24 protein-coding genes, 1 rRNA gene and 1 pseudogene are annotated in these 26,312 nt (G+C 48.9%); 2 read left to right on the top strand and 24 right to left on the bottom strand.

Features of this window, described 5'->3' with window-relative positions:
• Positions 1 to 10 precede the first annotated feature (10 nt).
• From FA954_RS06825 to FA954_RS06765, 13 genes are all read right to left on the bottom strand, one after another.
• A complete protein-coding gene (locus FA954_RS06825; RefSeq protein ID WP_138614944.1) occupies positions 11 to 955 on the bottom strand; it encodes a bifunctional riboflavin kinase/FAD synthetase in 945 nt (314 codons plus the stop codon).
• Positions 956 to 1,870, bottom strand: a complete 915-nt coding sequence (gene truB, locus FA954_RS06820) for a tRNA pseudouridine(55) synthase TruB (protein ID WP_037996431.1) — start codon at positions 1,868 to 1,870, stop codon at positions 956 to 958.
• A complete protein-coding gene (locus FA954_RS06815) occupies positions 1,871 to 2,848 on the bottom strand; it encodes a DHH family phosphoesterase (protein ID WP_037996429.1) in 978 nt (325 codons plus the stop codon). It lies immediately after the preceding gene.
• Positions 2,845 to 3,204, bottom strand: coding sequence for a 30S ribosome-binding factor RbfA (gene rbfA / locus FA954_RS06810; protein WP_037996427.1), 360 nt, complete (start codon positions 3,202 to 3,204; stop codon positions 2,845 to 2,847). Before rbfA ends, FA954_RS06815 begins: the two co-directional genes overlap by 4 nt.
• 21 nt (positions 3,205 to 3,225) lie before the next feature.
• Positions 3,226 to 3,504: a DUF503 domain-containing protein gene (locus FA954_RS06805; RefSeq protein ID WP_049720217.1), complete on the bottom strand. Its 279-nt coding sequence runs from the start codon at positions 3,502 to 3,504 to the stop codon at positions 3,226 to 3,228.
• 1 nt (position 3,505) lies between these two features.
• A complete protein-coding gene (gene infB, locus FA954_RS06800; protein ID WP_037996495.1) occupies positions 3,506 to 5,752 on the bottom strand; it encodes a translation initiation factor IF-2 in 2,247 nt (748 codons plus the stop codon).
• A gap of 15 nt (positions 5,753 to 5,767) precedes the next feature.
• Positions 5,768 to 6,067, bottom strand: a complete 300-nt coding sequence (locus FA954_RS06795; RefSeq protein WP_037996425.1) for a YlxQ family RNA-binding protein — start codon at positions 6,065 to 6,067, stop codon at positions 5,768 to 5,770.
• Positions 6,060 to 6,338 (bottom strand): RNase P modulator RnpM, encoded by a 279-nt coding sequence (gene rnpM / locus FA954_RS06790; protein WP_037996423.1) that lies wholly within the window; start codon positions 6,336 to 6,338, stop codon positions 6,060 to 6,062. Before rnpM ends, FA954_RS06795 begins: the two co-directional genes overlap by 8 nt.
• Positions 6,339 to 6,369: 31 nt before the next feature.
• Positions 6,370 to 7,500: a transcription termination factor NusA gene (gene nusA, locus FA954_RS06785; RefSeq protein ID WP_037996421.1), complete on the bottom strand. Its 1,131-nt coding sequence runs from the start codon at positions 7,498 to 7,500 to the stop codon at positions 6,370 to 6,372.
• Between the two features lie 21 nt (positions 7,501 to 7,521).
• On the bottom strand, positions 7,522 to 7,983 hold the full coding sequence (gene rimP / locus FA954_RS06780) for a ribosome maturation factor RimP (protein WP_037996420.1): 462 nt from the start codon (positions 7,981 to 7,983) through the stop codon (positions 7,522 to 7,524).
• 245 nt (positions 7,984 to 8,228) lie between these two features.
• A complete protein-coding gene (locus FA954_RS06775; protein ID WP_037996418.1) occupies positions 8,229 to 9,653 on the bottom strand; it encodes an FMN-binding glutamate synthase family protein in 1,425 nt (474 codons plus the stop codon).
• Positions 9,637 to 9,930: a hypothetical protein gene (locus FA954_RS06770; protein ID WP_037996415.1), complete on the bottom strand. Its 294-nt coding sequence runs from the start codon at positions 9,928 to 9,930 to the stop codon at positions 9,637 to 9,639. The genes FA954_RS06775 and FA954_RS06770 overlap by 17 nt, the downstream gene beginning before the upstream one ends.
• A gap of 179 nt (positions 9,931 to 10,109) precedes the next feature.
• On the bottom strand, positions 10,110 to 10,580 hold the full coding sequence (locus FA954_RS06765; protein ID WP_049720220.1) for an Hsp20/alpha crystallin family protein: 471 nt from the start codon (positions 10,578 to 10,580) through the stop codon (positions 10,110 to 10,112).
• Positions 10,581 to 10,724: 144 nt separating this feature from the next.
• Between FA954_RS06765 and pepF the strand changes: the two genes are divergently transcribed.
• Positions 10,725 to 12,542, top strand: coding sequence for an oligoendopeptidase F (gene pepF, locus FA954_RS06760; protein ID WP_175413224.1), 1,818 nt, complete (start codon positions 10,725 to 10,727; stop codon positions 12,540 to 12,542).
• 51 nt (positions 12,543 to 12,593) lie between these two features.
• Here the strand turns inward: pepF and msrB are convergent, their stop codons facing one another.
• The 9 genes and pseudogenes from msrB to FA954_RS06715 form a co-directional block, all read right to left on the bottom strand.
• Positions 12,594 to 13,058, bottom strand: a complete 465-nt coding sequence (gene msrB, locus FA954_RS06755) for a peptide-methionine (R)-S-oxide reductase MsrB (RefSeq protein ID WP_138614943.1) — start codon at positions 13,056 to 13,058, stop codon at positions 12,594 to 12,596.
• Between the two features lie 218 nt (positions 13,059 to 13,276).
• Positions 13,277 to 14,825 (bottom strand): 16S ribosomal RNA (locus FA954_RS06750).
• A gap of 253 nt (positions 14,826 to 15,078) precedes the next feature.
• The gene (locus tag FA954_RS06745; protein ID WP_049720226.1) at positions 15,079 to 16,746 is read right to left on the bottom strand and encodes a glycerol-3-phosphate dehydrogenase/oxidase; all 1,668 of its coding nucleotides are present in this window, start codon (positions 16,744 to 16,746) and stop codon (positions 15,079 to 15,081) included.
• A gap of 114 nt (positions 16,747 to 16,860) precedes the next feature.
• Positions 16,861 to 18,363: a glycerol kinase GlpK gene (glpK, locus tag FA954_RS06740; RefSeq protein ID WP_037997089.1), complete on the bottom strand. Its 1,503-nt coding sequence runs from the start codon at positions 18,361 to 18,363 to the stop codon at positions 16,861 to 16,863.
• Positions 18,364 to 18,389: 26 nt separating this feature from the next.
• Positions 18,390 to 19,097 (bottom strand): annotated as a pseudogene (locus FA954_RS06735) (MIP/aquaporin family protein); the annotation flags it as partial.
• Between the two features lie 196 nt (positions 19,098 to 19,293).
• Positions 19,294 to 19,851, bottom strand: coding sequence for a glycerol-3-phosphate responsive antiterminator (locus tag FA954_RS06730; protein WP_037997090.1), 558 nt, complete (start codon positions 19,849 to 19,851; stop codon positions 19,294 to 19,296).
• Positions 19,852 to 19,881: 30 nt separating this feature from the next.
• Positions 19,882 to 20,967, bottom strand: a complete 1,086-nt coding sequence (locus FA954_RS06725) for a DUF871 domain-containing protein (protein ID WP_037997092.1) — start codon at positions 20,965 to 20,967, stop codon at positions 19,882 to 19,884.
• A 16-nt stretch (positions 20,968 to 20,983) separates the two neighbouring features.
• Positions 20,984 to 21,286, bottom strand: a complete 303-nt coding sequence (locus FA954_RS06720) for a PTS lactose/cellobiose transporter subunit IIA (protein WP_037997095.1) — start codon at positions 21,284 to 21,286, stop codon at positions 20,984 to 20,986.
• A 1-nt stretch (position 21,287) separates the two neighbouring features.
• The gene (locus FA954_RS06715; RefSeq protein ID WP_037997097.1) at positions 21,288 to 21,590 is read right to left on the bottom strand and encodes a PTS sugar transporter subunit IIB; all 303 of its coding nucleotides are present in this window, start codon (positions 21,588 to 21,590) and stop codon (positions 21,288 to 21,290) included.
• Between the two features lie 311 nt (positions 21,591 to 21,901).
• Here FA954_RS06715 and FA954_RS06710 point away from each other — a divergent pair, with 311 nt between their 5' ends.
• Positions 21,902 to 23,176 (top strand): PTS sugar transporter subunit IIC, encoded by a 1,275-nt coding sequence (locus FA954_RS06710; protein ID WP_037997099.1) that lies wholly within the window; start codon positions 21,902 to 21,904, stop codon positions 23,174 to 23,176.
• A gap of 40 nt (positions 23,177 to 23,216) precedes the next feature.
• On the opposite strand, the gene FA954_RS06705 is transcribed toward FA954_RS06710, so the two are convergent.
• Together FA954_RS06705 and FA954_RS06700 are read right to left on the bottom strand one after the other, a co-directional pair.
• A complete protein-coding gene (locus tag FA954_RS06705; RefSeq protein WP_037997100.1) occupies positions 23,217 to 24,935 on the bottom strand; it encodes an ABC transporter permease/substrate binding protein in 1,719 nt (572 codons plus the stop codon).
• Positions 24,932 to 26,134, bottom strand: coding sequence for a quaternary amine ABC transporter ATP-binding protein (locus tag FA954_RS06700; protein WP_037997101.1), 1,203 nt, complete (start codon positions 26,132 to 26,134; stop codon positions 24,932 to 24,934). Before FA954_RS06700 ends, FA954_RS06705 begins: the two co-directional genes overlap by 4 nt.
• Positions 26,135 to 26,312 lie beyond the last annotated feature (178 nt).

Here is a 26,312-nt window from a genome sequence, read left to right as displayed (position 1 = left end):
ACAACAAACCTTATTGTGCAAATAACTTCAACCAACGCTCTGCTTCTTGCCGGTCTTTTTCAATCTGCTGAATTAACGCCTCCACTCTCGGAAACTTTTTCTCTTCGCGCAAGAAATGATAAAACTCCACTTTGCATTTCTTGCCGTAATAGTTGCCGGATTGCCCGAGCAGGTGCACTTCCAACCTTTCACTCGGTTGATCGCTTTTAAAAGTGGGACGCACTCCGATATTCATGATGCCATAGGAAGAAACCTCATCAATGGTTGCTTTGACCACATAGACGCCTCGGGCGGGAACAAAATACGGAGCCTTCAGGTCCAGATTGGCTGTGGGAAACCCCATCAACCGCCCCCGCTGATCTCCCCGGACCACCTCTCCTTGCAGCGAATACGGGCGCCCCAGGATGTCCCGGGCGGTTTTGACATCCCCTTCGGCCAACGCCCGCCGCAACCTGGTGCTGCTGATCACTCCCTGATCCTGTTGGATCAAAGAGACGATTTCGGTGACGAAATGCCCTTTTCCCAATTCGGTCAGGTCTTCTGCTTTCCCCTCCGCTTTGTGTCCAAACGTAAAATTGTACCCTGTCACCACGCCTTTGACACCAAGCGGCAATAATATGTCGGTGACAAATTCTTCTTTTGACAAAGAAGCGAAATTCCGGTCAAACCGGACAACATAAACTTTCCTGACCCCCAAACGGGCAAACTGCTCCAACTTGTCGGGATACGGGGTCAGATAACGGTGAATCGCCTCTTGCCCCAACACTTCCCGTGGATGCGGATCAAAAGTCATGACCGCCGGAACCGCCTTTAGTTCCCGGGCCAAATCCATCGCCTTTCGGATCACGGCTTGATGCCCCAAATGGACACCGTCAAAAAAACCAATCGCCAGTGCAATCGGTTCCTGATCGGTTGGTTGATCGATCATCGGATAGGTTAAATGTATCGTTTCCATCTACTCCACATCCCGAAATACTTTTTCTGGTTTCGCCAAGCCCTTTTCAATCACCCGGTATACAGCGCAAAAAACACCGGTGTCCGTATACACACGAACCAGTTGATTCTCATTGAACAATTGATCATCAACAGGAATCTCTATTTTCCAACCATCATAAACTTTTTGAAGATCTTCATGATTCACCATCATGCCGGGCATGAACGAAATCCCCTCATCCAACCGGGTGACATGATTTTCCCAAGCATCTTGCTCCCCGATTTGCTTCAACTCATCCAACGTGTAACAATCTTCCAGGTGAAACGGGCCACTTTGCACCCGCACCAGAGAAGCCATATGCGCCGGATACCCCAAAGCTTTTCCGATGTCCACACACAAGGTGCGGATATAAGTCCCTTTGGAACAAAGAACTTCAAAATGAATTTCCGGATATTCCCCCGGCGTCATCCCCGTCCATTTTAATTCATAAATGTGGACCTTCCTTTTCGGCCGGTCGATCTCCTTTCCTTCGCGGGCCCACTCATATAAACGGCGTCCGTTCACTTTCACGGCCGAATACATGGGTGGAACCTGCGTAATCTCCCCGACAAACCGGGAGAAAACCTCCTCCACTTGTGCCGGCTCCACCGGTTCCACCCGTTCGGCCTCTGCAATGACGGCGCCGGTCTGATCTTCCGTTTCGGTGGCAATCCCCAATTTCAAGGTTCCTTGATAACGCTTGGGGCGGTCCTGCAAATATTCCACCAACCGGGTGGCTTGTCCCAGACAAACAGGCAGCACGCCTTCCACTTCCGGATCCAGCGTGCCTGTATGACCAGCCTTTTTTTGCTTTGTCAAGCGGCGGACGATGGCGACAATATCATGGGATGTATAGTTTTTTGGTTTAAAAACGGGCAAAATCCCATGGCACCCCATTTAAACTTCACACCCCTGCTTCAACCTGGACTGAACTGCTTTGAAAACGCGCTCGTGAACTTCGCGGAGTGTCCCGGGCATGCTGCATCCCGCCGCACGGGCATGGCCGCCTCCGCCAAATTCCTTGGCCACCCGGCCCACATCAACCTGTTCTCTGGAACGGAAACTGACTTTGATGGTTCCGTCATCCTCTTCCCGGTACAAAATGCCGACATCCACCCCGTAAATATTTCGCGCATAATTGACGATGCCATCCAAAGCTTCGTACGAATTCGCCGCTTTTTCCATTTCCTCTTTGCTTAAAAACATCCATGCAATGAGTCCGTCGTCTGATTTCTGCAAGGTGGACAAAGCCCCTTGCAGCAATTTTAACTGCTCCATGGTTACGGTTTCCAAAGCCCGGTCGGCAATCTTATGCGCTTCGATGCCGGTCTCCACCAACTTGGCGGCTTGTCTCAACACTTTCGGGGAAGTATTGGAATAGCGGAATCCCCCCGTGTCGGTCAACAAACCGGTGTAAAGGCATGCCGCCAGTGGTTCGCAAATGGGGAAGTTGTTTTCTTCCGCCCAATCAAAAATAATTTCCACGGTTGCCGCCGCTTCCGGAACCACAATGTTGATATCCCCAAACCGGTCATTGGTCGCATGATGGTCCAGGTTGACGATCACCGCATCATCCCGGATCAGGAAACGGCAGGCGCCCATCCGCTCTTTGTCGGCGCAATCCAAAGCAATCACATATTGGAAGGAGCCGGAAACCTGTTCCGCCGGCTGAATCTCTTCCACTCCGGGCAGAAAAGAAAATTTCCGGGGAACCGGGTCTTCGTTGACCATCGTCACTTGCTTGCCGGATTGTTTTAACATATATCCCATCGCCAAAGTGGAACTGATCGCATCCCCATCCGGGTGAAGATGAGATACCACCAAAATCCGGTCGGCCTTTTCCAAAAAAGCAAGCAGCTCATCAAAACGGCTCATTGTTTCTCATTCTCCCGTGCATGAACATCCCGCAGCAGACGTTCAATGTTTTCACTGTAATCAAGGGATTGATCAATCGAAAAAATGAGTTCGGGAACATGACGCAACGAAACACGATGCCCGATTTCAGAACGAAGGTAACCTTTGGCTTTTTCCAGTCCGGTCAAAGTTTCTTGTTTTTGCTCCTTGCTTCCCATCACGCTGATGTAAACTTTGGCAATTTGCAGATCTCCGCTCATTTCGACACCAGTCACCGTCACAAATCCGATACGGGGATCTTTTAACTCTTGCTGGATAAGTTGGCTTAATTCCTTTTTGATCTGTTCACCCACACGACTGTTACGTATCCGTGCCACGGATCAAACCTCCTCGTCAACCTAAAATGTGATATCTGCCGCAATGATCTCCAAACCATCCGTTTGTTCAAGCAGCCGAAGGGCTTGTTCCAGTTCTTTTTCCACCACCATCCGGTTGCTTCCGACCCCCACGACTGCAAGCGAAACAAACTGACGATCGTCTTGATCCGCCACTTCTGCAATGGAAAGGTTAAACCGGTTCCTGATTTTTGCCTGGACGCTTTGAATCACCCTGCGTTTGTCTTTGAGGGAGAAAGAGGCGATCACCCGCCCCTTAAACTCCAGTACACCGATGTGCACGTTACTTCCGCTCCACTTCCTGGATGGTGTAAACTTCGATTTGGTCTCCTTCTTTGATGTCATTATAGTTTTGCAAGGTAATCCCGCATTCATACCCTTGTGCCACTTCTTTGGCATCATCTTTGTAACGTTTCAGCGTGTCAATTTCACCTTCATGGATCACGACACCGTCACGAATCACCCGGGCTTTTCCGTCACGAACCACTTTCCCTTCGATGACATAACAACCGGCAATGGTTCCGATCCGGGAGACTTTAAAGATTTGGCGAACTTCTGCAATGCCTGCCATGACCTCTTCATATTCGGGATCCAAAAGACCTTTCATGGCCGCTTCGATTTCCTCAATCGCTTTATAAATGACCCGGTGTAAGCGGATGTCCACTTTCTCCTGTTTGGCCATCTCCCGGGCATTGGGTTCGGGACGGACATTAAACCCGATCACAATGGCATTTGAGGCAGAAGCCAAAATGATGTCCGATTCCGTGATGGCTCCGACAGCCGCATGGATGATTTTTACGCGTGCGCCTTCGACATCAATTTTTTCAAGCGAGTGTTTCATGGCTTCTGCAGAACCATGGACGTCTGCTTTAATAATAACATTTAATTCTTTGACTTCGCCTTCTTTAATTTGTTTGAACAAATCATCCAGCGATACACGGGAATGGGCTCCGCGTTCTTGTTCTTTTTGTTTCGTCTGGCGTTTCTCGGCGATGGAACGCGCTTTTTTCTCATCCTCAAACACCATGAACGCATCGCCGGCATTCGGCACATCAGAAAGCCCCAGAATTTCGACCGGTGTCGATGGCGGTGCCGTTTTGACACGACGCCCTTGATCGTTGATCATGGCACGAATTTTACCAAAGTAATTTCCGGCCACCACCGGATCTCCGACATGCAGCGTACCGTTTTGCACCAGCACGGTGGCAACAGCTCCGCGGCCTTTGTCCAGTTCCGCCTCAATGACCACCCCGCGGGCGCGTTTATCCGGATTGGCTTTCAGTTCCTGAACTTCGGCCACCAACAGAATCATTTCCAGCAATTCGTCAATGCCGTCTCCTGTCAAGGCCGATACCGGGACAAAAATGGTGTCCCCGCCCCATTCTTCCGGAACCAATCCGTATTCGGTCAATTGTTGTTTCACCCGGTCCGGATTTGCCTCGGGTTTATCCATCTTGTTGACGGCAACAATAATCGGGACATCGGCTGCTTTGGCATGGTTGATGGCTTCGACCGTTTGCGGCATGACGCCGTCATCGGCGGCGACCACCAAAATCGTGATATCCGTCACTTGGGCTCCCCGCGCACGCATGGTGGTGAATGCAGCATGCCCCGGCGTATCCAAAAAGGTGATTTTTTTGTCATTGGCTTCGATCTGATAAGCACCGATGTGTTGTGTGATTCCTCCGGCTTCTTCTTCCGTGATTTTACTTTGGCGGATTTTGTCAAGCAGCGTGGTTTTTCCATGGTCCACGTGTCCCATGATCGTAACCACCGGCGGGCGTTCAACCAAATCCTCCGGTGCGTCCGTTTCTTCGATCTCTTCAAAGTTGCTTTCATCCACTTCTTCTTTGACTTGGATGGTAACGTCAAATTCTTCTGCCAAGATGGCCATCGTTTCCACATCAATTTCCTGATTGATGGTGGCCATGATTCCAAGCGTGATCAGCTTTTTAATGACAGCGGAAGATTCCCTGCGCAACAGCTTGGCAAAATCCCCAACGGTCATGGGACCGGAAACGGTGATTTCCTTTGGCAGTACCGGAGCTTGTTTTTCTTTGGCCTCTTTCTTTTTCTCGCCTTTTTGACGGCCTTTTCCTTTCCGGTTCACATTATCCCGGCGGGCGCCGTCTTTTCCTTTCTGGAAGGCCTTTCCTTTCTTTCCTTTGCGTTGGCGCTTATCCTGCTGGCTTGTCTCATGGTTTGCTTTCCGCTCTTCCTGCCCGCGGGCGCCCCTGTTGCGGTTTGATCCGGAAGAGGCACGCTTTTTGTTGTGAGCGGAAGATTCTTGTTTATTCCGATGATTTCCGTTGGACGGCGCTTTCTTGTTTTCTTCGCTTTTCGGACGATCTTGTATTTTTGCAGATTTTTCTTGTTGATTTAAACGTTGATCCAATTTTTGTATCATTCCTTCATCCAACACACTCATATGGTTATTCACTTGAATGCCTAAGTCTTTCAGACTGTGCAATATTTCTTTACTACTCTTATTCACTTTTTTCGCGTATTCATATACACGCATTTTCGCCAAATCCATTCACCCCCGTTACTTACTGCCGAGCTTCATGAATGACCGGGCAAACCCCCGGTCCGTGATTGCAATGACCACGCGTGTCTCTTTTCCAATCGCATTTCCCAACTCTTTTCGGGCACCGTATCGCAACAAAGGAACGTTGTAAGAATCACATTTGTCACTGACCTTTTTTTCCGTGTTTTTTTTTGCATCTTCGGCCAGAATCACCAACTGCGCTTTTCCCGAGCGAATTTCCCGGATCACCAATTCTTCTCCGGAAACGACTTTTCCGGCCCTCATCGCAAGCCCCAGCAGTTGCAAAAACTTATTCATTCCCCTGATGCTCTCTTACATAATCACGAAGTTGATCATACAATTCGGTTGGAACTTGCACTTTGAGGGCGCGATCCAATGCTTTCTTTTTTTGTGCCAAATCGATGTATTCCATCTTTGCGCACAAATACGCTCCGCGCCCGGATTTCTTTCCGGTCGGGTCGATGACCAGTTCGTTTTCCGGCGTTCTCACGATCCGGATCAGTTCCTTTTTCGGAAACATTTCTTGTGATGCCACACATTTACGCATCGGTACCTTTCGCCGTTTCATCTTATGCCAAAAACCCTCCCCTTGGAAGAAATTATTCGGTCCCTTCACTGCCATCGGTATTGAATAAAGCATCTTCATCCGGAATTTCGACTTCATCCAAAATTTCATCTTCAGCTTCTTCTTCCAATTCTTCGGCTTCCGATTCGCTTTTGATGTCAATCTTCCAATTGGTGAGCTTTGCAGCCAGCCGTGCGTTTTGTCCTTCTTTTCCGATCGCCAGAGACAATTGGTGATCGGGAACAATCACCCGGGCCATTTTTTCTTCTTCATAAATGGTGACGGAAATCACTTTGGACGGGCTGAGCGCATTGGCAATCAATTCATCCATGCGGTCAGACCAACGGACGATATCGATTTTTTCACCGCGCAGTTCATTGACCACCGTTTGCACGCGGGATCCGCGGTGACCCACACAGGCTCCGACCGGATCCACATCCGGATTGTGCGAAGCCACGGCAATTTTGGAACGTTGACCCGCTTCACGGGCAATCGATTTAATTTCCACAACGCCATCATAAATTTCGGGAACTTCCAACTCAAACAACCTTTTCAACAGTCCGGGATGGGTGCGGGACAAGAAAATCTGCGGACCTTTCGTCGATTTTTCCACCCGGGTAATGTAAACCTTCACGCGATCCCCGTGGCTGAACCGCTCTCCGGCGATGACTTCATTGTGGGGCAGCAAGGCTTCCACCCGGCCAAGGTCCACGTAATAGTAACGGTTGTCGGCTCTTTGCACAATTCCGGTGACAATGTCTTCTTCCCGGTCAACAAAATCTTCGTAAATGGCTGACCGTTCCGCTTCCCGGATCCGTTGCGTCACCACCTGCTTCGCTGTTTGAGCCGCAATCCGGCCAAAGTCTGCCGGCGTGACTTCGATCTCCACAATATCGTCCAATTGATAATTGGGGTCGATTTCCCGGGCCGCATCCAATGAAATTTCCAAGCGGGTGTCGACGACTTCATCCACGACGGTTTTGCGGGCAAACACACGCACCTGTCCGGTCTGTCTGTTCACATCTACCCGTACGTTTTGTGCAGAATGAAAGTTGCGCTTATATCCAGATATCAATGCAGCTTCAATCGCTTCAATCAAAATATCTTTACTGATCCCTTTTTCTTTTTCTAATTGATCAAGGGCCTCGATGAACTCGGCATTCATCGGCCTAATCCTCCCTTCGCGTTAAAAAACGACGCTTAATCGTGCTTTGGCCACCTTCTCGAGTGGAATCTCAAATGTCTTCTTCTTCTCATGGACCGTAAGGGTGGTACCGTCAAATTGGTGCAAAACCCCTTCAAACACTTTTTGGCCTTCAATGGGTTCGTACGTGGTAATATATACATTTTTACCGACAGCTTTTTGGAAATCCTTCTCCTTGGTCAGCGGCCTTTCCGCACCCGGTGATGACACTTCCAGAATATACGCCCCTGGCACCGGGTCTTCTTCGTCCAGCTTTCCCCCCACTATCTCACTGATCCGGGTGCAATCATCCAAATCAACTCCCCCGTCTTCCCGGTCGATGAAAATGCGCAAAAACCAATTTGGCCCTTCTTTTTTATACTCGATATCGACCAGTTCCAAACCTTCTTTTTCCACAATCGGCCGGGCAAGTTGTTGTACGGCTTCTGTAATTTGTCGGCTCAAAGCCAACCCTCCTTATTTGGCTAATTCAAACACCTGCAACAAAACGCAAAGAGTGGGCTTCCACCCACTCTTTGCACTCGCAAGATGTATCTACAATAAGTATAGCCAAAGTGATTATAACACAATCACCAAAAAAGAAGCAATTGCCTTTGCCGGCTCCTTTTTCCTTAATGAACCGCTTTTGTCCCTCTTCCCGGGGACCGGGGCAGAAAAAGCCGGTATCCCCGGGATGCATTTTTTATCTCTCAATGGCTGACAAACGGCCCGGTTTCAAACTCCCGGTCCCGTGGAACGGAAAACAAGGGGTTGGTTTCTTCAAAAAAGCGGGATTGGTCTTCGGGGGCAACATAGCCCAACTCAATGCCCGTTGCTTTGGCAATAAAAGGATCCATGGTACATAAATCCGATTTGGTCAAATCGGCAACAGCCGTTTTTCCAAGCGATATCAAAACGAGCTCCATTTCCCGCACGCAAGCATTCAAATAACGGACCAGATTCATGGCCGCCTGGTCCACATCCAATTGGTCGGTCATTTTCCCCGAATAAACCAACAAGCTGGTGGGAGGTTCAAAGGGTACGGAATTAACCATTTGTTCGCTGGCCAAGGCCATCAAGGCCGCCGTTCCGATATACACACAATCGGCTCCCAAGGCGATGGCTTTCAGCATTCGTCCGGGAGTGACCAATCCTCCTGTGGCAATCAGTTGAATATCCTGTTTCACCTTTTTTCGGGCAAGAAATTCGGATGCTCTTGTAATGGCAAAGAGGGTGGGCAATCCGACATCATCCTGCAAAGTGGGTGCACCCCCGTGCGTTCCGCCTTCGGCTCCGTCAACGGTGACAAAATCCACTCCGGCTTCCACGGCGATTTGCAACTCTTTTTCAAGATGATGCGTCGCAGCAATTTTCAGTCCCACCGGCACCCCGGTTTCCTCTTTCAGTCTGCGGACCAGTTGGACAAACTCTTCCTTGCCATTGACCCCGGGCAGCCGGGAATGAATCACCGCATCTTCCCCGGGTTGCAACTCATAAACTTCCCTGAAGTCCTCGCCGATGTTATGGGCGGCCGTCCGCTGCGAAGCGGATCCTTGGGCCCCCTGCCCCAGTTGAATCTCGATCGCATCCAAGGCTTTGTACTTTTTCGGATCGTTCATCCATCCGCCCCGGTTATACTGTCCGATAAACAAACCGGCCGCTTCCCTTTCCTCTTTCATGAGCCCCGCTTCCCCCGAATTGGTCGCAGTCCCCACCTTGGTGGCAGCTTTGGCGAGGGCAATTTTGGTTTTTTTGCTTAACGCACCGCCGAAGGACATGCCTGCAATCATGATCGGAATGGAAATCGTCAATGGTTTTTTGGCCCGCTGTCCAATCGTGACCGAAGTGTTGATTCCGACGTTTTCCGGAGTGGGAAAGCGGAACAGGTGAACCGGATTGAACAAGATTTTTTCCCACGGGGACATAGGAACAGGGGTTCCCAAGGGTCGGGAGATGGGTGTGCCCTGATTGGCCCTCATGGTGATTTCCATGAGGTTGGTCACCCCCACCTTTTTCGAGGCCGGCACCATTTCAAACAAATTCTCGGTATATTGGTCCCGGATCATCCTGGTCAACGCTTGATCGACAGACCGGTCAATGGCGGACCGGATCATCCTTTCAATGAACTTCAGCACGATGGACACGCTCCTTGGCTTCACCCTGCCCCAACGAATTTTGAAGTTCTTCAATTTTTTGCGCCATCGACAAGCACATTTGCTTGACCGTTCCCAACTGACGGGCGGCATTCTGTTCTTCGACCGCAATATCCACCAATTTGCGATGATCGAAATTCGTCAGCTTCCGGTAATGGTCCTGTTCAATTGTGGCCAATGTACCCGCCATCGTTTCAATGCGGTTCAGCTCGGAATGAATGTAGGAAAGAACGTTTTCCATGTTTTCAACATTTTGCATAATCCTTACACCTTCCTGAAATTGAAATGGATTTGGTGATAGTATGCGATCATCCTTCTCTGATTACTCACATCTCCATCCGGGAAAAATTAGGAGGAACCCGGTGCCGGCTTCTTTCCAAAAAAAAAAGGGCCGTGTCCCATACGGCCCCGTTGGTTTTTTTCATTTTTCCCGCACGATCATGAAGAAGGTTTCCGGTTGATTTTAATTCTCTTCGGTTCTTTTTCCGGATCCTTCGGAATCGTGATTATGAGAAGCCCGTTTTCATAATCGGCTGTGATATGATCCAAGTTGGCATCCTGCGGAAGGGTGACGGTCCGGTAAAACGAACCATAACTCCTCTCTTCAATATACATGTGCTCTCCTTCTTTTTTCGATTCTTGTTTCCGTTCCCCTTTGATCGTTAATTGTCCGCCGTGCACCTCTATTTCAACATCTTCATCCCTGAGGCCGGGCATTTCCGCCTCGATGACATACTGGTTCCCTTCCTCTTTCATGTTGATGGCGGGCATTTTTGGCATCGACTCATTCCAGATCGGATTTTCAAAAAAACGTTCAAATGTGCGGTTGATTTCCGAATGGATTTGTGACAAAGGATGTACCGGGTTATGAAGATTTCTCCGGCTTCTGAAACGCTCCAGATTGCTCACTTCTTGTACCTCCCTTTCATGATGATCACCCCAATATTATGCAAATTAATAAAAAAATTATACACAACCCAATAAAAGGAATGGTTTCTGAATTCCCCGGCCGAGTAGTATAATGGAGAATACAGAACTGATTAAGGAGGTATAATCATGACCCAATCCTCATCCAAACTTCCTCTTCGCTCAGAAATTCCGGATGAATATAAATGGCGTCTTGAAGATATTTTTGAAAACGATGAGAAATGGGAAGAAGAATATCAAAACATCAAACAAATGATCCCTGAGATCAGCCGGTTCAAAGGGAAGCTCGGACGGTCTGCTGAGGATTTGTTAAAAGCGCTGAAATTCCAGGATCAATTGCTCTACAAACTTGACAAACTTTATACATATGCGCATATGCGGTTTGATCAGGACACCACCCAATCCTTTTATCAAGCCCTCAATGACCGCGCAAAAAGTTTGTATACGGAAGTTTCCGGAGCCTTGTCCTTCATCACTCCGGAGATCCTTTCCATCCCCGAAGAGAAAATCACGCGTTTTTTGGAAGAAAACGAAGAATTGCAGGTATACAAACACGCTCTGGAAGAGTTGAACAAAAAGCGTCCCTATGTTTTATCGGAAAAAGAAGAAAAACTCCTAGCCCAAGCCGGTGAAGTCCTGGGGGCCTCCGCCAACACCTTCGGCATGCTGAACAATGCAGACATGGAGTTTCCCTCGATCCGGGATGAAAACGGGGAAGAAGTCAAAGTGACACACGGCCGGTACACGAAATTGATGGAAAGCCCGGACCGCCGCGTCAGAAAAGACGCGTTTCATGCCGTATACTCCACATACGACAAATATAAAAACACTTTTGCCAGCACCTTAAGCGGGGCCATCAAGAAAAATAATTTTTATGCAGAAGTCCGCGGCTATGATTCGGCACGGCATGCCGCTTTAAGCCGGAACAGCATACCTGAAACCGTCTATGATCAATTGGTGGATACCGTCAACCAAAATTTGCCCTTGCTGCACCGGTATATGCGCATCCGCAAAAAAGCACTGGGCTTGGAAGAAATGCACATGTACGACATTTACACCCCGTTGGTGGAAGAATCTTCTTTTAAAATTTCCTACCCGGATGCACAAAAAATTGTGCTCGATGCGTTAAGTGTCATGGGCAAGGAATATGTATCCATCCTGAAAGAGGCTTTTGACAATCGGTGGATCGATGTTTATGAGAACAAAGGAAAACGAAGCGGCGCCTATTCTTCAGGAGCTTACGGAACGGCCCCCTACATCCTGATGAACTGGCAGGACAGCATTGACAGCTTGTTCACACTGGTACATGAACTGGGGCACTCCCTCCACAGTTATTACACCAACAGAAACCAACCGTTTGTCTATGGCAACTATTCCATTTTTGTTGCGGAAGTGGCATCGACTTGCAATGAAGCCTTGCTCAATGATTATTTGCTCAAACAAACCGACGACAAACAAAAGCGTCTGTATCTCTTGAACCATTATCTCGACGGCTTCCGGGCAACAGTTTTCCGCCAAACCATGTTTGCCGAATTTGAACATCTCATTCATCAAAAAGCACAGGCAAAAGAAGCGCTGACACCGGAACTGCTCACCTCGTTGTACTATGATTTGAACAAAAAGTATCACGGCAACGACATGATAAGCGATCCGGAAATCGGTTTGGAATGGGCACGCATCCCCCACTTCTATTACAACTATTATGTTTACCAATATGCGACAGGATTCAGTGCCGCGGCGGCATTGTCCGGACAAATTCTGCGCGAAGGAAAACCGGCCGTCTCCCGTTATCTTTCCTTCTTGAAAGCCGGAAGTTCCGACTATCCCATTGAAGTATTGAAAAAAGCCGGCGTCGACATGACTTCACCGGAACCGATTCAGCAAGCCCTGAACGTTTTTGAGGAGAAACTGGATGAATTGGAAAAACTTCTGGCCCAATCTTAATGCCTGCCATAAAAAAAGCGTTTGCCGACCCGGCAAACGCTTTTCTCTTTGTCATGAATCCTTTTTATCAAACAGGGACAGATATTCCCCATAACCTTCTTTTTCCAAATCTTTTTTCGGGATAAACCTTAAAGCCGCCGAGTTGATGCAATAGCGGAGCCCTGTCGGCAGCGGCCCGTCATTAAACACATGCCCCAAATGAGAGTCTCCTTCCCGGCTCCTCACTTCGGTACGGATCATGTTGTGGCTGTAATCTTCCTTTTCCACAATCTGATCTTCGTGAATCGGCTTGGTAAAACTGGGCCAACCGCATCCGGCATCAAATTTGTCCAATGAACTGAAAAGCGGTTCACCCGAAACCACATCCACATAGATTCCTTCTTCTTCATGATCCCAGTATTCATTTTGAAAAGGAGGTTCGGTTCCATTTTCCTGAGTGACGTGATATTGACGCGGGGATAACTTTTTTTTCTGTTCTTCTTGTTCTTTTCTTTCTCTTCTTGCCCTCCTGACCATTTGAAACACCTCATCTTCCAATCATTTTCCCGGCATCTTTTCATTTTAGCATACCCCGTTTCAGGGGGTATCTTCCCTTTTTTGTTTCAAAATGCAACCGTCGCAAACAAAAATCCCCGCAGACCGTGGTCTGCGGGGATTTTTCCAGTATTCCCTGAAAACTAAAGAGTGTGAGACATGACTCTTTGAAACATTTTTGCTCGAAATGAGCTCCTTAGAAAGGAGGTGATCCATCCCCACCTTCCGGTAGGGATACCTTGTTACGACTTCACCCCAATCATCTGCCCCACCTTCGGCGGCTGGCTCCTAAAAGGTTGCCTCACCGACTTCGGGTGTTGCAAACTCTCGTGGTGTGACGGGCGGTGTGTACAAGGCCCGGGAACGTATTCACCGCGGCATGCTGATCCGCGATTACTAGCGATTCCGGCTTCACGCAGGCGAGTTGCAGCCTGCGATCCGAACTGAGACCGGCTTTTTGGGATTGGCTCCCCCTCGCGGGTTCGCTGCCCTTTGTACCAGCCATTGTAGCACGTGTGTAGCCCAGGACATAAGGGGCATGATGATTTGACGTCATCCCCACCTTCCTCCGGCTTTCACCGGCTGTCTCGTTAGAGTGCCCATCCGAAATGCTGGCAACTAACGACAAGGGTTGCGCTCGTTGCGGGACTGAACCCAACATCTCACGACACGAGCTGACGACAACCATGCACCACCTGTCACCGCTGTCCCGAAGGAAACCTCCATCTCTGGAGGGGTCAGCGGGATGTCAAGCCCTGGTAAGGTTCTTCGCGTTGCTTCGAATTAAACCACATGCTCCACCGCTTGTGCGGGCCCCCGTCAATTCCTTTGAGTTTCAGCCTTGCGGCCGTACTCCCCAGGCGGAGTGCTTAATGGGTTACCTTCGGCACTGAGGGGCGTAGCCCCCCAACACCTAGCACTCATCGTTTACGGCGTGGACTACCAGGGTATCTAATCCTGTTTGCTCCCCACGCTTTCGCGCCTCAGCGTCAGTTACAGGCCAGAGAGCCGCCTTCGCCACTGGTGTTCCTCCCGATCTCTACGCATTCCACCGCTACACCGGGAATTCCGCTCCCCTCTCCTGCACTCAAGCTGACCAGTTTCAGGTGCCGCTCTGCGGTTGAGCCGCAGCCTTTCACACCTGACTTAATCAGCCGCCTGCGCGCGCTTTACGCCCAATAATTCCGGATAACGCTCGCCCCCTACGTATTACCGCGGCTGCTGGCACGTAGTTAGCCGGGGCTTTCTCCTTGAGTACCGTCAACCTTCCAGGCTGTTCGCCTGGAAGGAATTCTTCCTCAAGAACAGAGTTTTACAACCCGAAGGCCGTCCTCACTCACGCGGCGTTGCTCCGTCAGGCTTTCGCCCATTGCGGAAAATTCCCTACTGCTGCCTCCCGTAGGAGTCTGGGCCGTGTCTCAGTCCCAGTGTGGCCGATCACCCTCTCAGGTCGGCTACGCATCGTCGCCTTGGTGAGCCGTTACCTCACCAACCAGCTAATGCGCCGCGGGCCCATCCGCAAGTGACAGCCGAAGCCGCCTTTCCCCATTTCCCCATGCGGGGAAATGGCCTATCCGGTATTAGCCCCGGTTTCCCGGAGTTATCCCGGTCTTGCGGGCAGGTTGCCCACGTGTTACTCACCCGTTCGCCGCTGGATCCTCATCCCGAAGGATGATTCTCCCGCTCGACTTGCATGTATTAGGCACGCCGCCAGCGTTCATCCTGAGCCAGGATCAAACTCTCCAAAAAAGTTTGATGTGAACTCTCAAGAATTAACGAGTCATGTCTTCACTCTTCAGTTTTCAAGGAACACTTCATTTCACTTTGTTTGTGCCGCTCTCTTGCGGCGACAGATACTATCCTAACACCTTGATGGGGTTTTGTCAACAAAAAAATAAAAAAATTTCCGTTCTAAATAAAACTATTCGAATCCATTGAAATCACGGGCGAAGCAATCTCCTGCTTCGCCCGAAAAGGAAAAAGAAATCCGGAAGCCTCGCCCTTATTCCCTTTCAACCGCTGTGGTGGCCGCCTCCAATTCTTTTTGCAATTGATCGTGATATTTCTTCACTTCATCCTCCGTCCAGCCAAACTCATCTTTCATCATTTGAAGCACGGATTCTTTCCATTGATGCACCCAGTCAATTTGGAACAACAAACTGCCGGTCCTGCGAATGAAAAAGTCGGCAGGAGTCGCCACAGACTCTTCCAAAATCCCGTATTTGAGCATCCCGTAAACTTCCGGAGCCAATTGGTATCGGGAAGCCGCCTCTTTTCCTTCCTCCACATAACAATAAACCTGATCCACGTTGCTGCCATAACGTTGAACAAGTTCTTCTGCCGCCTGAGCAGATAAACCGATCGCTTCCCCGGCCTTTTTCTTCGATTCCAAAAAGCCTTGCCATTGATCGGAACCACCGACATCCCCTCCGGAAATGCGGATGCGGTCGGTATGGCAGGGTTTCAACTGATAACCCGCTTCTTCCGTCAATTCCTTCGCCACCAAATCAACGGTTCTTTCCGCCATTTTCCGGTAACCAGTCAACTTCCCGCCCGCAATGGTAATCAATCCGGACGGGGAACGAAAAATCTCATCCTTTCGCGAAATCTCAGAAGGAGACTTTCCTTCTTCATGAATCAGCGGACGGATCCCCGCCCAACTGGATTCGACATCATCTTTTGTCAGACGGATGTCGGGAAACATAAAGTTGGCTGCATTCAACAGATAATCCCTGTCTTCTTCCGTCACCCGCGGGTGAGCCAAATCGCCGGAATAATTCGTGTCCGTCGTGCCAATGTATGTTTTCCCGTCCCGTGGAATGGCAAAAACCATTCTCCCATCCGGGGTGTCAAAGTAAACGGCTTGCCGCAACGGGAACCGTCCCTGATTCACCACCAAGTGAACACCTTTGGTCCAATGCAAGGTTTTCCCTTTTTTGGACCCGTCTTTTTCACGAATTTCATCGCACCACGGCCCGGTTGCATTGACAATTTTTTTAGCGTAAATTTGATAAATTTCCCCATTCAACAAATCCCGCACTTGAACGCCAACCAACTTTCCGTCTTGATACAGCAATTTCTCGGCTTTCATGTAATTGAAAGCATCCACCCCGTATTCGACGGCTTTTTTCAAAACTTCCAATGTCAGGCGCGCATCATCAGTCCGGTACTCCACATAATAAGCGCTTCCCTTTAATCCTTCTTTTCGCAACAAGGGTTCTTTTTCAAGCGTTTCTTCCCGGTTCAACATCTGCCGGCGCTCACTCTTTTTCACCCCTGCCAGATAATCGTAGAGCCAAATCCCAATGGAACTGGCCAATTTTCCGTACGTCCCGCCTTTGATGACCGGCAACAACATCCATTCGGGCCGGGTCACATGCGGGCCATTCTCATAAACAATCGCCCGCTCTCTCCCCACTTCCTTCACCAAACGGACTTCCAATTGTTTTAAATACCGCAATCCTCCGTGCACCAATTTGGTGGAACGGCTCGACGTCCCTGCCGCAAAATCCTGCATCTCGATCAAGACAGTGTTTAAACCGCGAGTCTTTGCATCCAACGCAATGCCCGCGCCGGTAATCCCCCCGCCAATCACCAAAAGGTCTATTTCCCGGGAAAGGACATCCTTGATTTTTTGTTCCCGGTTCAACACAGAAAAAGCTCCGCTCACGGTTATTTCCTCCTTTTAAAAAAATAACAGCCGTAAAAACCCCTGTGCCCGATACGGCAAAGGAGTTTCAAGGCTGTTCTCCAGATCTCATCCGTCTATTAACTTATATCCAAATTAATCCGCTGTTTTAAATGCACGGGTTGCTTCAACCGCTTTTCTCCAATTATTATACCACCGGGTCCGGGTTTTGTCATCCATATTGGATTGGAACGCACGATCGATCACCCAATTTTCAGCAATTTCCTTTTTGCTTTTCCAAAAGCCGACAGAAAGGCCCGCCAGGTAAGCCGCTCCCAAGGCCGTGGTTTCAAGGACAAGCGGTCTTTCGACAGGAACATCCAACAAATCGCTTTGGAACTGCATCAAAAAGTTATTAACGGAAGCCCCGCCGTCCACACGAAGTTTTTTCAGCCGGATTTGCGAATCTTCCTCCATGACATTGAGCACATCTTTGGTTTGGTAAGCCAACGACTCCAGCGTGGCCCTGACAAAATGCGCCCGGGTGGTTCCCCTTGTCAGTCCGAAGACAGCCCCCCGGGCATCGGAATCCCAGTAAGGCGTTCCCAACCCCACAAATGCCGGAACCACATAAACGCCTCCGGTCGAATCCACTTCATTGGCCATGGCTTCACTTTCTCCGGCTTCATCGATCAGCTTTAATCCGTCCCGCAACCATTGGATGGCGGATCCGGAAACAAAAATACTTCCCTCCAGCGCATACTCCACTTTGCCGTCCAAACCCCAGGCAATCGTGGTCAGCAGCCCGTGCTTGGAGGGCACAGCATTTTCCCCCGTGTGCATCAACATGAAGCAACCGGTTCCATAAGTGTTTTTGGCCATTCCCGGTTCAAAACACGCCTGTCCGAAAAGGGCGGCCTGTTGATCCCCGGCAATACCGGATACAGGCACTTCCTCTCCAAAGAACAAGGATTTTTCCGTCACCGTATACACTTCCGAAGAGGAACGCACTTCCGGCAGCATCTTCCCCGGAATGTCCAAAATGGAGAGCAAATCCGGATCCCATTTTAAATCATAAATATTATACATCAATGTCCGGGAAGCATTGGAATAGTCCGTCACATGCGCCCGTCCGCCTGACAACTTCCAGACCAGCCACGTGTCAATGGTGCCAAACAGCAAGTCTCCTCTTTCCGCTTTTTCCCGCGCCCCTTTGACATGATCCAAAATCCACTTGACCTTGGTCCCGGAAAAATAAGGATCAATGAGAAGACCGGTTTTCTTCCGGAATAAGTCGGTATATCCTTTTTGATTCAATTCTTCGCAGATGGAGGCCGTTTGCCTCGATTGCCAAACGATCGCCGGATAGACCGGGTTTCCTGTTTTTTTGTCCCAGACCACCGTCGTTTCCCGCTGATTGGTGATGCCAATGGCAGCAATATCAGAAGCGGACACGGATGATTTCGCCAACAGTTCGGCAATCACACTTTGGACCGAACTCCAAATCTCCATGGCGTCATGTTCCACCCAGCCGGGATGAGGAAAATATTGTTGGAATTCTTTTTGGGCCATGTGAACCATTTTGCCCTGCCGGTCAAACAAAATTGCCCGGGAACTGGTTGTTCCCTGATCGATCGCCAATACATATTTTTTCGTCACTTTCCAATCACCTCATTTAATCTCTAAAAGAGAATCTGATAAGCCCATGCGGCAACGATTCCGCCAATCACCGGTCCGACTACCGGCACCCACGCATATCCCCAATTGGAATCCCCTTTTCCGGGAATCGGCAAAAGAAAATGGGCCAGACGGGGGCCAAAATCACGAGCCGGGTTAATCGCATAACCCGTGGCCCCTCCGAGTGAGATTCCGATCGCCACAATCAAAAAGCCGACAATCAGGTTTTTTAACCCGTCAGCAAACGCCATTCCTTCTGCGCCCATGACCAGCAAAATAAAAACCAAGAAAAATGTCCCAATCATCTCACTAATCAAATTAAAAAAGAAATTCGGAACGGCCGGGGCAGTGGAAAAAACAGACAACTTTGCGGCGGGGTCCTCCGTTTGTTCCCAATGCGGATAATAGAAAAGCCAGACAATCACCGCTCCCAAAAAGGCACCGATCATCTGAGCCGCGATATAGGACAGTACCTGGCTCCAAAGGAACTTGCCGGCCACTGCCAGACCGATGGTCAATGCCGGATTCAAATGGGCACCGCTGATGTCCCCTGCCACATAGGCACCCAACATCACCGCAAAACCCCATCCAAACACAATGACAATCCAACCGGAGTCATGGGAAAATGTCTTCTTCAAATTGACTCCGGCGCACACACCGCCTCCAAAAACAATCAGGATCATGGTTCCAATGAGTTCAGCCGTAAACGGTGTCATCCAATCCATACGCTCCTTTCCCCGAGATGCCCAAAAAAAACAAAAAGAATCACTAAGAACCTTTTTCCACAACCGTTAGAAAAAAGGACGTCGTGATTCTCCCTGTCTCATCACTGGTATGCCTGATTAACTTTTTATTCGCGAAAACGATTTCATACTTATTATAAATTAATGTTTTTTATAAATCAATTTCTTTTTAATTAATTTTATTCCATATCTTCTGTTCAGAGGTCGTGATCGCAACGGCTCCGGCCTGTAATGCTTCCCGGGCTTCCTCCACGGTCCGGATCAAGCCCCCGGCCAGAATCGGTACGTTGGTATTGTCGGAAATTTCCCGGATGATATGGGGGATGATTCCGGGCAAGACTTCAATGTAATCCGGCTGGAACGATTGAATCAGCCGGTAGCTGGTGTTTAAAGCATGCGAATCCAACAGAAAAATGCGTTGAATCGCAATCAACGATCTTTTTTTGGCCATTTGGATCACCGGCGTCCGCGTGGAGATCAATCCGGCCGGTTTGACTTTTTGGCACAGATATTCCGCACCGTATTCATCACTTCTCAACCCCTGAACCAGATCAACATGCAACAGCACTTTCTTTTGATGGCGCCGTGCCAATTTCATTAAAGCTGTCAGCTGAGCAATGTGGCTGTTTAACAGAATGACATATTCAAAGTCTGTTTCCATCAGCTTTTCAAATTCCTTGATATTATTGGCTGCTGGCAATATTTTCTGATTGTTGAAATGCTCCATGCTTGACACCTTCTTGTTTCGAATTATTCCTCAGGAACGCTCAAACCGAAACGGGCTCCAAGGTTTCAAATAATCCAGCAAAAACAATTCTTGTTCTTCAATCCGGCCCACCACATTGGTCCGGCCGTCATTTTTCATCGGTTTTAAGGCAATTTGCAGTTCTCCTTTGTATTGGCCGTAATGATCGTTGTCAATCAAAACATCCCCCCGGCGGATTTCCTGGGTGTTATGCGGGGGAAAAGAAGCTTGTTTATATTTTACGCGACTCCCAGTGGAACGGATCATGTATTCGGAAACATCGCCCCGGTATACATGGGATTCCTCAAACACAATTTTTTTCTCCAAAGGCGTGGCATCTTCAGACATGTTCACCGTAAACGCCGGAATTTCCGGAGTAATTTGGCTGAGCTTTTTCAACTCTTCTTCCGACGCATAGGCATTGCCGATGATCACGTCATCAATCCACCCGGTCATAAAGAAGTGTTTGGCCTGAATTTCGATTGGCAGTTCCCGGTGCATTTCCAAGGTACACAATCCTTCCGCGATCTCTCTCGGCCCCAGGGTGGCACTTTGTGAACTGACAAAGGCAGCCGTTTGAATCCCCAAGGCTTTAAAAGCGGAACTGGTCCGGGCGAAATGATCATAGGACAACCCGGTATACCGGTGAGGATAAAAGTTGTGGCAACCGGTCAGTTGCTCTTTGTTGGGTTGGTAACTGAGAATCTGGTCGATGGAACGGGTTCCCTGGCTCATGTTGATCTCGATCTTGATGCCGTAAGGATTGTAAGTCATCATGGCCTCTTCTTGCCCAGAAAAGCCCAGATCCAGCCGGATTCCGGCAACCCCCCAGTCATGAAATAAAGACAAATCATCCGCCCGGACCCCGAGGTTGGAAAAAACGCGCGGATTGACATCGATATAAACTTCCATTCCCAGCTGTTTTGCATACGCAATCGTTTGTTTCAATTGTTCCCGCTTGGCACCGTCTTGCTCATTCAGTGAAATGAAACACGTAAACACCCGGGAAAATCCGTATTTTGCTGCTGTTTCCAAATAAGCCCGGTCCTTCTCAAACGTGGTGCGCCCGGGATATAAAGAGATCCCCAATCGTTTCAATGATTTCCCCACCTTTTCATGCTTTCAGCTTTTTGATGATCCGGATCATCCGTTCAATCAATTTTTGCTCACTCATCGCCGTCATCAAATGATCCTGTGCATGAATCAATAATAACGTTTTTTCCTTCAGGGTTCCATTCAGTTCCGCCTGGATCAGCTTTGTTTGCAATTGATGCGCAACCGCCAACTCATTATCCGCTTCTTGAATCAACTGCTCCGCTCTTTCAAAATCAAAATCTTCTGCCGCTTCCAACGACTCAAAAGCAAGTCCGCGCGCGTTTCCGGCGTGCAATATGATTTCAAAAATTTCTTGTTCCAATTTACGATAACTCCTTTTTTATCATTTCGATCACACTCGGGGCTCCCATCGGCGTATATCCCGTGGAAGGGATGAGTTGCACCTTTTTATTGAGCTTTTTTCCGATATCAGAAAGCGAAACAAACCGGTGGCGGATTTGCGGGGCAACCAGTGCCATGTCATAATCGGGCAATTCATTTTCCAGTTCATGGGCACCGATCGCTTTCAAGGTGAGTGGCAGCCCTTGTTTTTCAGCTTCCAACTGAATTGCTTTCAAAACAATCGCGCTGGACATGCCTCCTGCACACACAATCAACACTTTCATCCCGAATCCTCTCCTTTTTAACAACACAAAATAACCTCTTTTTTCCAGTTCATCGCTTTATTTACCTTTAATCTACTAGAATTGATAAAAAAAGTCTATCCATATATTTTACAAATTATTTCATATCATCTTGTCTGCCAAGGCCACCAACCCGGACCCCGCCGCTCATATCAATGAAAGCAACCACCTCCTTTTCCGAAAAGACAAGCCACGACAGTTTTAAAAACAAAAGAGAAAAAATATTCTGATATATATATGTTATAATATTTATAACCATTTGGATATCATCCTTTTTCAAAAGGAGGACGACCATGGAGCGGTTTTTAAACTGGATTGAAACAAAATGGATGCCTCCTTTCGCCAAACTCTCGGAATTGCGTCATTTAAGGGCCATTCGCGACGGAATTATCGCAACGCTTCCTCTCATCATCATCGGTTCCCTCTTTTTAATCATTGCCTCACCTCCCGTTCCTTCGCTCGAAGCCATGGTCAAACCTTACGCGGAAGACATTTTGATTCCTTACCGGCTGACTTTGGGGTTGATGGCGTTGTATGCCTCGTTCAGCATGGGGTACAGCCTGGCCCGTTCTTATGATCTGGATGGAATCACCGGCGGATTGCTCAGTGCCGCCACGTTTATCATGGCGACCCTTCCCGTTAACCTGGATCATCTCCTTCCGGAAAACGAAGCACTGGGATGGTTGCTTCCCGTCAGCAAAATGGGCGGCTCCGGATTGTTCATGTCGATCATCGCCATGTTCATCGCCGTGGAAACCATGCACTGGTTGAAAAAATCAGGTTTCTCCATCAAGATGCACGAATCCGTTCCTTCCTCCGTGTCCCGGTCATTTGAAGCATTGATTCCGGCGGCATGCATTATTTTGCTAATGTGGATCATTCGCGTCTGGCTGGAAATCGACTTGCACAATGTGTTGCTCAAACTCTTTTCGCCCTTGGTTTATTTTGCAGGGAACACTTTCTTGGGCGCCGTGATTCCGGTTGTTTTCATCATGCTGCTGTGGTGTGCCGGGATCCACGGGGTGGCGGTGGTGGGAACCGTTTTGCAACCCATCTGGTTTGCGCTGTTGGATGAAAATGCGGCCGCGGCGGCATCCGGACAGCCGTTGCCCAACATGATCGTGGAACCGTTTTATCAATGGTTTGTCTGGATCGGCGGTTCGGGAACCACGCTCTCACTCTGTTTGTTGCTCTTATTTTCCAAATCTTCTTACCTGAGGCAAGTCGGCCGTTTTTCCATTGTCCCCAGCTTGTTTAACATCAACGAACCGGTCATTTTCGGCGTACCCATCGTCATGAATCCCCTCCTTGTGATTCCGGCCATTCTCGCACCGGTTGCCTGTACCGTCACCACTTATCTCGCTTTCTCCTTGGACTGGATCCAACGCATTTCCATATTGGCTCCGTGGACCCTTCCCGCCCCGTTTGGCGCTTATGTGGCCACCGGGGGAGATTGGCGGGCCATTCTCCTGGTTTTTGTCAATATTTTGCTGTCCGGATTCATTTACTATCCGTTCTTCAAAGCATATGAAAAGAAAATGCGCGCTGAAGAAAATGCAACACCTTAAAAAAAAGTGAGAGAAGAGTTTTCTTCTCTCACTTTGTGCCTCATTCTCCCTGTGTCCACTCTTTGACTTTGTCCGGATGATTTTCGACCCATTTTTCTGCTGCTTTGTCAGGGCTCATGCCATTGTGGATATCGGACATCACTTCTTCCATATCTTCTTTCGTCCAATGGAAACGATCGAGGATCCGGTACACCTCCGGCTTGTCTTCTTTCAAGCCTTTCCGGACGATCGTGTGGATGGCTTCTTCCCCGCCAAACATTTTTTTCGGGTCTTCCAAAAACTTCAGGTCGAAATCGGCAAATTTCCAGTGAGGCTGCCATCCGGTCACCACAATCCATTCCTTTTTCTGAATGGCTTTGGACAATTCAGCGGACATGGTGGCATCCGAACCATTGATCAATTGAAAATCCAATCCGTATTCATCAATCACTTTTTCCGTTGTTTGCATCATGGAAGCCCCGGGGTCGATTCCGACAATCCTTCCTTTGAATTGATCTTTATATTGATTCAGCTCTGTAATTGAATTGGCTTTGACATACGAAGGAACCACCAGTCCGACCCGCGCTCCTTCCAAATTGGGGCCCAGATCCACATATTGCCCTTTGAATTGGTCAGCAATCACTTTGGATGTCACCGGGAACCAACCCGCCACATGAGCATCCACATCTCCCTGGGCCACGCCCTGCCACATCGGGGTTGCCTGGGTTTCCACCAGATCAACTTCAAATCCTTGTTTCTCCAGGACTTTTTTCACGACATTGGTGCTGGCGATTTCCGATTCCCAACTGACGTATGCCAATGTCACTTTCTCTTTGCCGCCTCCGAAATCAGCATATGCGGCAATCACCATGCCCAAAAACACCAGGATCGCCACAACAGACATCCATTTGCGGACCGGGAATTTTTTCTTCCCGTTTCCACCGGAAGGAGCTGTTTTTGTTTTTCCCAGATTTTGCGTCATCCGGTCCAACACAATCGCGATGATGACAATCGCCAGCCCGGCTTCAAATCCCAAACCGACTTGCAACCGGGAGATCGATTCAAGCACGATCTCACCAAGCCCTCCGGCTCCAATCATGGAACTGATGACCACCATGGATAAGGAAAGCATGATGGTTTGGTTGATTCCGGCCAGGATAGTCGGTTTCGCGAGCGGAATCTCCACTTTGACCAAGCGTTGCCAAGAAGTGGAGCCAAAAGCATTGGCCGCTTCTTTCAACTCTTTGGACACCTGGCGCAATCCCAGACTGGTCATGCGGATGGTCGGCGGCATGGCAAACACCACCGAAGCAATCACCGCAGGCACAGCCCCCAAGGCAAAGAAAAAGACCGCAGGAATCAAATAAACAAATGCCGGCATCGTCTGCATGAAATCGAGCACCGGGGTGACAATTTGTTTGACCCGGTCACTTCGCCCGGCCCATAATCCGAGCGGGATTCCGATGATGATCGAAATCAGCGTCGATGTCAAGACCAGAGCGAGGGTTTCCACGCTGGTTTCCCATAATCCCAGATCATAGATCAGCAAAAAGCCCACCAGTGCAAAGACGGCAATCCTCAGCCGGCTTAACAACCACACCAGTAAGGTCAGCAACAAGATGGTCACCAATGGTGGCGTGACCGATAGAACCCGTTCAAAGAAATCGGTGATCGGTGTAATAATGCCTTGAATAAAATGAAATAAGGGCGCAAAATATTCTTGCATCCATTTAATCAACGCATCGACCCAGTCGGCAAGAGGGAGTTTCGGCAAATTCATTCGCTATCCCCTCCTTGCCCGGTAAGTGCCGCCCAGACGGCACCACGCCCCACAATCCCCAGCACACGATCCTCGTCATCAACAACAACGGCTGGGATGGTGGAATCCGCTTGTTGTCCCATTTCGGATACAATCGATTGCAAAGGAGTGTCTTTTTTTACTTTCACAACATCTTTCACCAAAATATCTTCCACTTTCTTTTCTTTTTTGAAGGCTTCTTTTACCTGATCGGCGGTGACCATCCCTTTTAAATAACGCTTGCGGTCAACCACCACCAGCGTGGGAATGCCTTTGTCCCGCATTTTCTTTCCTGCCACACGGATTCCATCTTTTCCGAGAACGATGGTTTCCGCCTTGCGCATCACCGTTTCGGCGGTCAGGACTTTCCCCAGGTTGACATCTTCCACAAACCGTTCCACATAGGCATCGGCAGGGTTGGTCAAGATCTCTTCAGGCGTCCCGATTTGCACAATTTCCCCATGGCGCATCAACACGATCCGGTCTCCGATGCGCAACGCTTCATCCAAATCATGTGTGATAAATATAACGGTTTTATTCATCGACCGTTGCAGATCGACAAGCTCTTCCTGCATCTCTTTGCGAATCAAGGGATCCAGTGCACTGAAAGCTTCGTCCATCAGCAAAATCTCCGGATCGTTCGCCAGCGCCCTGGCCAACCCGACCCGTTGCTGCATTCCGCCGCTCAATTGGTTGGGATAACTGTCAGCCCAGCTTTCCAAACCGACCAACTTCAGGCTTTCCATGGCTTTCGCTCTTCGTTCGGCGGCAGAAATCCCTTGAATCTCCAACCCGAACTCAACATTTTCAATCACTGTGCGATGGGGAAACAAAGCGAATTTCTGAAAGACCATGCTGATTTTTTTCCGCCGCAGTTCCCGCAATTGCTCCGCATTCATTTCGACAATGTTTTCATTGTCGATAAAAACCTGCCCCGAGGTCGGTTCAACCAGACGGTTCAACATCCGGAGAAGCGTCGATTTTCCGCTTCCGGACAATCCCATGATCACGAAAATTTCTCCGCTTTCCACGGCGAAGTTTGCTTGGTTCACACCCACCGTGGCTCCGGTCGCCTTGAAAATTTCTTCTTTTCCTTTTCCTTCCTTCAGCATTTTCAAAGCTTTCTTCGTTGATTTGCCAAAGATCTTCGTGAGATTTTTCACTTCAATTTGGTAGTTCAAAACTTCCCCTCCAATCTTGCTTCGTTATTTATTTCCCTAAAATCGATCTTTTAAACAGGTTTTTTAATGATAAATTAAAAAATTTACGGTTATATTAGTATAATTTTAAAAACATAACCACGATTTTGTTTTTAACCAAAAATAGCAGGATGTTCGTTCACAGAGTATTTCCTGAGAA

Origin of the sequence: Thermoactinomyces vulgaris (assembly GCF_005886755.1) — a bacterium.
Lineage (GTDB): Bacteria > Bacillota > Bacilli > Thermoactinomycetales > Thermoactinomycetaceae > Thermoactinomyces > Thermoactinomyces vulgaris.
Note: the sequence above shows the minus strand (reverse complement) of the source record. Positions and strands in the feature narration are given on the sequence as shown.

What these genes read in the sequence shown, in the direction of transcription:
- rnpM (WP_037996423.1), bottom strand. Translation starts at nt 6,338, where the DNA reads ATGAAACGGCGAAAGGTACCGATGCGTAAATGTGTGGCATCACAAGAA.
- FA954_RS06770 (WP_037996415.1), bottom strand. Translation starts at nt 9,930, where the DNA reads ATGCAAAATGTTGAAAACATGGAAAACGTTCTTTCCTACATTCATTCC.
- FA954_RS06795 (WP_037996425.1), bottom strand. Translation starts at nt 6,067, where the DNA reads ATGAATAAGTTTTTGCAACTGCTGGGGCTTGCGATGAGGGCCGGAAAA.
- msrB (WP_138614943.1), bottom strand. Translation starts at nt 13,058, where the DNA reads ATGGTCAGGAGGGCAAGAAGAGAAAGAAAAGAACAAGAAGAACAGAAA.
- FA954_RS06730 (WP_037997090.1), bottom strand. Translation starts at nt 19,851, where the DNA reads ATGGAGCATTTCAACAATCAGAAAATATTGCCAGCAGCCAATAATATC.
- FA954_RS06815 (WP_037996429.1), bottom strand. Translation starts at nt 2,848, where the DNA reads ATGAGCCGTTTTGATGAGCTGCTTGCTTTTTTGGAAAAGGCCGACCGG.
- FA954_RS06710 (WP_037997099.1), top strand. Translation starts at nt 21,902, where the DNA reads ATGGAGCGGTTTTTAAACTGGATTGAAACAAAATGGATGCCTCCTTTC.
- FA954_RS06825 (WP_138614944.1), bottom strand. Translation starts at nt 955, where the DNA reads ATGGAAACGATACATTTAACCTATCCGATGATCGATCAACCAACCGAT.
- truB (WP_037996431.1), bottom strand. Translation starts at nt 1,870, where the DNA reads ATGGGGTGCCATGGGATTTTGCCCGTTTTTAAACCAAAAAACTATACA.
- FA954_RS06715 (WP_037997097.1), bottom strand. Translation starts at nt 21,590, where the DNA reads ATGAAAGTGTTGATTGTGTGTGCAGGAGGCATGTCCAGCGCGATTGTT.
- FA954_RS06705 (WP_037997100.1), bottom strand. Translation starts at nt 24,935, where the DNA reads ATGAATTTGCCGAAACTCCCTCTTGCCGACTGGGTCGATGCGTTGATT.
- nusA (WP_037996421.1), bottom strand. Translation starts at nt 7,500, where the DNA reads ATGAATGCCGAGTTCATCGAGGCCCTTGATCAATTAGAAAAAGAAAAA.